The 9,664-nt window shown below is 41.7% G+C and carries 1 protein-coding gene; it reads left to right on the top strand.

Going from position 1 to position 9,664, the window contains the following annotated elements; genetic code table 11:
* Positions 1-558 precede the first annotated feature (558 nt).
* Positions 559-9,664: CLIPPER-2 domain-containing protein (locus DWA30_RS00670; protein ID WP_136073119.1), on the top strand; the 9,106-nt coding region annotated here is incomplete at its 3' end.

A 9,664-nucleotide genomic window follows, 5' to 3' on the forward strand; every position in this document is an offset into this window, starting at 1 on the left:
ATGGTTCGTATGAGGCTATTATTCGCTTCGATATATTTAACAAACCAGAACGTGTGTTAACACCAAGATTCTTCTAAAAGAAGAATAGTATATAAACATAGTATTCTTCCGAAGAAAAAAAAGAACTTAAAAATCAGTAAAAATTAACTTACTGAAATTCACGATAACCAATATTATTTTTCAATAAAACGCCCAATTTTGAACTGGGCGTTTTTTCTTTATTTAACGTTTTCCTACATAGAAAAATACTTAAATTATTTGTAGGATTTTAGAATTACTTGAAGATGTCTTCGGAAAACTATTCTCACAAATTTAATACGCATTACACTATATATAACAAGGATGTACGTGTTTATACGTATGTTCTTTTCCTACAAAAAAAAAGGTTAAAATCGTAAATTTTATGTCATTCAACGAGAATATTTTACAGTTCAACTAATACTTAACTATTTGTAAATCCTTAACAGTTTTTCCTACGTATATTTGATATTCCGAGAGTAACTACAATGCAGTTGGGGCATTTTTTACTACACAATTTTTATAAAAAAACATAAGAGTATGCATAACATTACTTTAACTTCAGCACATAATAGTATTTATAGAAAAATAAGTTTACTTGTTCTTCTATTTTCTGTTATTCTAATGAGCGGGCGTCCTGCCACAATTGTTCCAGAAGAGAACAACGAAGAAGCGACAACTATAAGCAGTGCAGAAAAATTTGCAGCAAGCGGTTTGGTTGGAGCATTATCCTTCAAATCTAATTCGGCAATGAATGCTGTCGCAACAAACGATGGTTGGTTCTTCGAATGCGGTGACGACAGAAGAGTGGACGAATACGGTTTCAATGCAAATTGTAATGAAACAACTACTACCGGCACCTTGCCTGATGCTTCAAGTATCTATCAATATGTAGTAGAGATTGTCTACAAAGGAAGCAACCCGGGATCTTCGATCCAAATAAGAGATTCCTCGAATAATTCGCATACGCTAGATAGATCGGTTCCTTTTGGGAACAGTTCTAATATTTGGGTATACCGAGGTTTGATACAAGGGAACACAAGTTCTGTTACTTATACCAATAACAATAACAAGTGTCAACTTCAATCATTAGTGGTGTATGCATTTAGAAATGCTCCGGGGGCTTCCGGAAGCGCAGGAGTGTTTACTACAATGAGTGGGTATAATGACCTTGAAACGATTACTATAGAAATCCCTTCGTTTAATGTACCAAGGGATTTGATTATCGAAACACCGGTTTCAGAATTAACACCGGATGGAAGATATTTAAAACTGAAAGCTGAAGCTGCCGGAAAATCGGATGAGATTTTTCTATATGGACCCGACACTTCCTTAGATCAAGGAACTTGCTGTTTGGCAATACCAACGCTTATATTAAGGGATGTACCAGGTGATGTTACCGAAGTACAGATCACAGTAGATACTCGACACAACCAAAATGGCCAAAATGTTAATGGCCAATCATGGGTTATTGCAAGTGGTGTAAATGTAGATGCCGTTTGTGAAGATAATCCAGAGATCGCATTAATTAAGACAGGTGTGTTTAATGATGAAAATGGGAACGGAAGTGCTGAAGCAGGTGAAACTGTTAGCTACGAATTTACCGTTACCAATACCGGTCAAACACCTTTACAAGATATTACAATTGAAGATCCTTTAGTTACGGTTTCTGGATCTTTAGCTACACTTGAACCGGGACAATCGAATAATTCAGCATTTACCGCAACCTACTCAATTACACAAGCCGATGTGAATGCTGGATTTGTAGAAAATCAAGCAAGAGTAGAAGGGTGTTTCGATTCAGAACCCGTAGATCCTAACGGTAATTGTAGCGGTCAGGTTACTGCGCTCGAACTGGAATACCAAGGAAACGTTATTGATGCGTTAATTCGCGTCGTAGAGCATGACGGACAAACAGTATTTGAAGGCATAGTCCAGCCGGGAGAGCGATTCGAGTTCTTCGGTCAAGATCCCCCGCAAAATACTTTTGGACCGGAAATTAATATTTTTATTAATAACAGTCATGAACAAGAGATCCATACAAGTTGTTCAGAGCCCATAGGGCCCGGAGCTGTATTTGGTGATTTTGAAGTCATTAGTGGTACAAGTAGAAATAACGGTCCTTTGGCACCAGTTGCAGGCACAGGATGTATAGGGAGTACCGTCGATCTTTCCGACGATAACAGAAACGATCAAGACGATCCTACTATTGTTCCATTACCGGGACCACCGCCAACACCGCGCGATTGTAATTGCTCACCTTTATATAAGGATTCAAATTTTGTAAATCCGCAGTTAGTTTCAGGAAACGATCTTCAAGTTGGCGCCGTATACCGTTTTGCCGACGTCTTTCCGGGCAACCCTAATGGGATGACCTTAGATGCATTGGTGCGAATTGAAGAATTTACCGGAGGCGCGTCTTTATTGAATATTGACGTAACGTCTTCAGGCTTACCCGAAGCCTTTCAGCCAAGAATTAATAGTACCAACGGAAATGACCAAAGTGTACTTTTCAATATTACAATTGTAGAATCTGGAGGTAGTTATGGCGATGAAGTCGATATATCTTTCTTCGGAACGCCTCTCGATATCGACGGCGATGGGAACAGCACCCAAGAATATGCAGAAGTAAGCTTGCCGGATGCTTATTTTATAAGCAACAATACTGTTTTGAACATTACCCAGACAGCCACTTTTATTAGAGGACAGGCGAATACCGTAGTAACAGCGCCCGGAGACGACGTATCCTTAGATCCGCGTTTTACATTCAGCAATTACTGGGAAACAAAATCTTCTTTAAATTATCGTATTGGTAAGACAGGGGGTAACAGTGATCGCTATTATTCACTTAATTTAAGTTGTGCAGATTATAACGATCCAAACTCGGTATTGATCACCTATCCTGTTATCTGCGGAAACGTAAGTGATGACGACGGAAATCCGTTAGCCAATGTAGATATTGATATCACCGGAGACGATGGTAGTTCACAAACCGTACAAACGGATGGAGATGGTAACTATATCGCCGTAGCAGAAATTCCTGAAGCTCAAGTAGAAGTAGTGTATGAAATACGAGAGAACGACTTACCGGGATACATTTCTATTTCCGATGTGGACGGCGCTAATGATAACTTAATTACTCGAACCATTGACCTGCAATCTTCTTGTGGAAATGACTTCGTAGACGGTATTGAAGTAGTATTAGAGTTAGTTGAAAAAACAGATATACTATGTAATGGTGATAGTACAGGTTCAATAACTGTCTCTGCTACAGGTGGAGTGCCTCCGTACTCCTATAGTCTAAATGGGGGAACACCACAAGCAAGTGGTACCTTCGATAATTTACCAGCAGGAGTGTATACCATCGCTGTCGAAGATTCTTTAGGAAATTCTGACACGATTAGTGTTACACTAACACAACCGGAACCGTTAAGCATCCAGATAACTAAAATGAATGCTACCGCAACAGGTGCGTGTGCAAACGGTGAGGCGACCGCAACTCCGTCAGGAGGTGTAGGACCATATACATACCAGTGGAGTGTTAGTGCTGGAAGCCAAACTACGATGACGGCTACCAACTTACCGGCAGGAACTCACACTGTCGTTGTAACCGACGCCAATGGTTGTACTTTAGAGCAAGGTGTGGTTATCGACTGTGTACCGGATTGTGATGCGGTAATTAATGTAGATGATGTCACCAATGTTTTATGTAGAGGAGACGAAACCGGAAGTGCAACGGTAAGCGCAAGCTCTGTTGCCAATCCTGGAGCTACTTTTACTTTTACATGGAATACAACACCCCCTCAAGTGGATGCCGGAGTAACAACAAGTACAATAAGTGATTTAGCAGCTGGTGTTTATACGGTAAGTGTAACCATCGATGGGACTTTATGTTTGCCGGTAGAACAAAGTATTACGATTACACAGCCTTCTACCGCATTAAATGTCACAGCATCTGCTACAGATGAAACAGGTCCAACAACAGGAGATGGTACTGCTACGGCAAACCCATCGGGTGGTACACCCCCTTACTCCTATTCATGGAGTCCTGGAGGAGAAACAACGCAAACCATTACAGGTTTAAGTGCAGGAGATTATACAGTAACAGTTACCGACGCTAACGGTTGTATGGCAACTGCTACTGTTACAGTGAACCCGGGATCGTGTCGTGACCTTACGGCCAATGCCTCGTCAACACCGGTGTCTTGTAATGGTGGAAGCGATGGTACAGCTACTGTAGGTGTGTCAGGCGGATTAGGACCATTCTCATATTCATGGAGTCCGGGTGGGCAAACCACACAAACAATTACAGGTCTTGCAGCTGGTACATATACCGTAACAGTAACTGATGATAGCACACTTTGTACTGCTACTTCAACGACTACGGTAGGTGAACCAAGCGCATTAAGTTCCGGAATCGCAGTTACCAACGTTTCTTGTTTCGGCGAAGAGACCGGGTCACTTGACCTTACAGTAACAGGTGGAACCCCTCCTTATCTTTTCGATTGGAGTCCAAATGGTGAAGTAACCGAAGACCTTTTTAATTTAACAGCTGGTACATATTCTGTATTAATTACAGATGCTAATGGATGTACGTTAACAGATTCTGCTACAGTGATGCAGCCGGACGAAGCATTATCGTTGAGTATAACAGCTCAAACCGATATAGTTTGTAATCGAGCAAGTTCAATCACCGTAGAAGCCTCTGGAGGAACACCGGGATATCAATATAGTTTAGATGGTGGAGCATTACAGGCTTCAGGTACATTTAATAATGTTTCTGAAGGCGCACATACTATAAGCGTAATTGATGCTAATGGATGTGAAGCTTCGATCGATATTACAATTTTGGAAAATTGTACAGTTGCAGTAGATGATATCAACGACACTTTTGTCAATGTACCTGTCTCTGGTAATGTACTTACGAACGATTTTGATTTAGAGGGCGATACTCAGACGGTAACTACTACTACGGTAACGACAGTTCAGGGAGTTGTTGTTACTATAGATGCGGTAACTGGTGCGTATACCTATACACCACCGACCGATTATATAGGAGAGGATAGTTTTATTTATACGATATGTGATGATGGGAATCCACAGGCCTGTGATAGTGCTGTGGTTTATATAGAGGTAGAGCCACGAGATGGGTCGGAGAATGATCCACCTGTTGCTAATGCCGATACGAATGCTACTCAGGTGAATGTACCTGTAGATGGTAATGTACTTCCGAATGATTACGATCCGGACGGTGATCCTATCACTATTACGACCCCAACAGTTACGACTGCTCAGGGAGTAAGTGTTACGTTGAATCCTGATGGAAGTTATACCTATACACCACCGACGGATTATGTAGGGGAAGACACCTTCCAGTACACGATCTGTGATAATGGTACACCTGCCTTGTGTGATACAGCTACGGTGACCATCCAAGTGTTGGATACACCTGATAATATTACTACGGCGGTAGATGATGCCTACTTCACTCAAATAGGAGTAGCTGTTACATCCAATGTATTGGATAATGATACCGATCCTGAGGGAGACGATCAAACAGTAGATATTGCTATTAGTCCATCGAGTGGTCCTAGCAACGGAAGTGTGACACTTAATGCAGATGGTAGTTTTACCTATACTCCGGATGCCGGGTATAGTGGGCCTGATAGTTTTGTGTACACGATCTTTGATAATGGAAGTCCTGTGGCTACCGATAGTGCTACCGTAATTATCCTTGTAGGAACTATAGGTAATACGATTCTAGCAATTGACGACATCAACGACACTTTTGTAAACTTGCCGGTTGATGGCGATGTTGGAACAAATGACGATAACTTAGACGGACCCGCAAATACAGAGGTGTTTACCTTGGTGACCGGCCCTTCTAATGGTACATTGGTCTTCAATACAGATGGAACTTATACGTATACGCCTGCTTTGGATTATGTTGGGGAAGATTCTTTTGAATATCAAGTGTGTGATGGAGGAAACCCAATAGCTTGTGATACAGCTGTTGTGACTATCGAGATTGTCGACGATCCTATTATTGGAAACGATCCGCCTATTGCAAACAATGATACTAATGTGACAGAAATTGATACACCTGTTGATGGGAACGTGATCGTTAACGATTATGACCTTGACGGCGACCCTATTACAGTAACATCAAATACAAACCCACCTAATGGAAGTGTGGTAGTGAATCCAGATGGAACTTATACCTACACACCTGATCCGGGATTTGTTGGAGAAGATACATTCGAGTATACGATTTGTGATAATGGCACTCCTGCTTTGTGTGATACAGCAACGGTGACGATCTATATCATAGATGACCTTAATAATATAACTGTTGCGAATGATGATTCGTATTATGGAGAACAGGATCAAGATATCCTCGGAAATGTACTTGCGAACGATAACGATCCGGAGAACGATGCTCAAATGGTGGATACGACTATTTCCCCGGTGAGCGGACCTTCAAATGGAACGGTTTCTATAAGTGCAAATGGTGACTTTACATATACACCTACTGCTGGATTTACAGGAAACGACCAGTTCGTATATGCGATCTTCGATGATGGCAGCCCGGTGGCTACCGATCAAGCAACTGTTTACATATTAATAGAACAAACACCTGCGCCGGCAATAGCCATTGTGAAGTCTGGACAATTCGTTGATGGAAACGGTGATCAGTGTGCAGATCCGGGTGAAACAATAGAATATACCTTTACAGTGACCAACGAAGGAAATGTTGAGTTGCTTAATGTGATGGTGACCGATCCGTTATTGGAGGCACCAAACCCAGTTGTACCTATTGTATTGGTATCTGGAGATGATGGAGATGGAATTCTTCAGACTTCGGAAACATGGGTGTATGAAGCCGCATATTCGTTAACACAAGCAGATATAGACGCTGGAGAAATTACTAATCAGGCGACGGTTGAAGGAACAGATGAAGATGGTACTACTGTTACAGATCTTTCAGATGAAACAAGTACAGTGGAGGATGACCCTACAGTGACACCTGTGTGTCAAAACCCGGCCATCGCTATTGTGAAAATGGGAATACTAAACGATGATAACCAAAGTGGTTGTGCAGATCCGGGAGAAAGTCTCGACTACACTTTTGTCGTAACCAATGAAGGAAACGTAAGTTTATCGAATATTAATGTGACCGATCCACTGTTGGAGGCACCAAACCCGGTTGTACCAATCGTATTGGTTTCTGGTGATGATGGTGACGGAATCCTTCAGTTGAATGAAGTATGGGTGTATGAAGCAACATATGCTATTACACAAACAGACATTGATGCCGGAGAAGTTATTAATCAGGCAACCGCCGAAGGAACAGCACCGGATTCAACGGTAGTTACAGATCTTTCCGACGATAACAGTACTCTTGAAGATGATACTACTGTAATTACAGTTTGTCAAGAAGCAAATATTGCAATTGTAAAAACTGGAATACTGAATGATGATGACCAAAGTGGATGTTCAGATCCGGGTGAAAAATTAGATTACACTTTTACAGTAACAAATGAAGGAAACGTGAGTCTCTCGAACATCACTGTGACCGACCCACTATTAGAAGCACCGAATCCGGTAGTGCCAATTATATTGGTATCTGGTGATGATGGTGATGGAATCCTGCAGGTTACTGAAACATGGATCTACGAGGCAACTTATACCATCACACAAGATGATATAGATGCCGGAGAAGTTACAAATCAGGCTACGGCCGAAGGTACTGCACCGGATTCTACTGTTGTTAGCGATCTTTCCGACGAATCAAGCGTATTAGAGGATGATCCAACAGTAACTGATGTTTGTCAGGATCCAGCTATTGCATTGATAAAAGTTGGAACATTTAACGATGAAGACCAAGACGGTTGTGCAGATGTAGACGAAACAATAAGTTACGAATTTACGGTTATCAATACCGGAAACGTAACACTGTCTAACATCACAGTTACCGACCTTGGAACCACTGTAACAGGTGGACCATTGGCTACCTTGGCAGTGGGAGCTTCAGATAACACGACCTTTACCGGAACGTATACGATCACTCAGGCCGATATCGATGCCGGTGAATTTAGTAACCAAGCAACGGCAGAAGGTACAGCACCTGATGGAACCATTGTAGATGATCTATCTGATGACGATAGTGCATTAGAAGATGATCCTACGGTTACAACGCTATGTCAAAATGCTTCGATCGCAATTGTGAAGTCTGGTGAATTACTAGAAAGCCTAGGTGGAGGATGTCCTGAAGAAGGAGATACCTTACAGTATACCTTTACCGTGATCAATAATGGAAACGTAACATTATCTAGTATAGCGATTTCCGATCCATTATTAGAAGCGCCAAACCCGGTGGTTCCAATCGTATTCGTATCTGGTGATACGAACGCCGATGGTAATTTGGACTTGACAGAAACTTGGATTTATACGGCCGATTATATTTTAACTCAGGCAGACATAGATGCAGGTCAAGTGACAAACCAGGCAACCGCGGAAGGTACATCGCCTAACGGAACTGTTGTAAATGATCTTTCTGATGAATCTGTCTTTACTGAAGACGATCCAACTGTTGTTGAAATTTGTCAGACACCATTTATCGCAATCGTTAAGCAAGGAACTTTTAATGACCTTGATAGTGACGGGTGTGCAGATCCGAAGGAAACGATTACCTATAACTTTACAGTATTTAACTTAGGGAACGTAACCTTGACGAATGTAGATGTGACCGATGATTTTGTAAATGTACAAGGTGGACCTATTACATTAGCTCCATTTAGTTCGAATGACACAGAATTCTCGGCAGTGTATGTACTTACTCAAGCAGATATCGATGCAGGATTTGTTGAGAATCAAGCAACGGTAACAGGAACACCACCAGATGGTATTCCAATTTCTGACCTTTCTCACCCAAATAGTGAGTTTGATGATGCTGTAACTATTACAGATATATGTCAAGGTCCTGCGATAGCCGTAATTAAAGTGGGTACTCCACTCGATGATAATGGAAACGGTTGTGCCGATGTAGGTGAAACTATTGTATACGACTTCTTTGTTACCAATACAGGAAACGTGACCTTAACAGACGTTACAGTTAGTGACCCTATGGTAACTGTTACAGGCGGTCCGGTAACACTGGCAGCACAAGAAACAGATACCGAAACCTTCTCTGCAGTATATATTGTTACTCAAGAGGATGTTGATGCAGGAACGATTACGAATCAGGCGACAGCTGAAGGTACAGCACCTAATGGTGATGTAGTAACAGACCTGTCTGATAACAATAGTAATCTTGAAGACGATCCTACTATTACAACCTTGTGTAGAACTGCTAGTTTGTCGTTAGAAAAGACAGGCGTGTTCAACGATGAGAATGGTAATGGTAATGCCGACGAAGGCGAGACTATTTCTTACATTTTCATAGTAACGAATACGGGTAATGTGACCTTGTACGATATCACCTTGAGTGATCCGTTGCCTGGTATTGAGTTAGAGGGAGGTCCAATAGCTGTCTTAGAGCCTGGAGAGGTTGACGATTCGACCTTTACTGCGAGTTATACGATCACTCAGTCTGATATTGACAATCAGGTTGTAGTAAACCAAGCTACTGCTACAGGAATGGATA

Source organism: Candidatus Ulvibacter alkanivorans (assembly GCF_003333325.1).
GTDB lineage: Bacteria > Bacteroidota > Bacteroidia > Flavobacteriales > Flavobacteriaceae > Ulvibacter_A > Ulvibacter_A alkanivorans.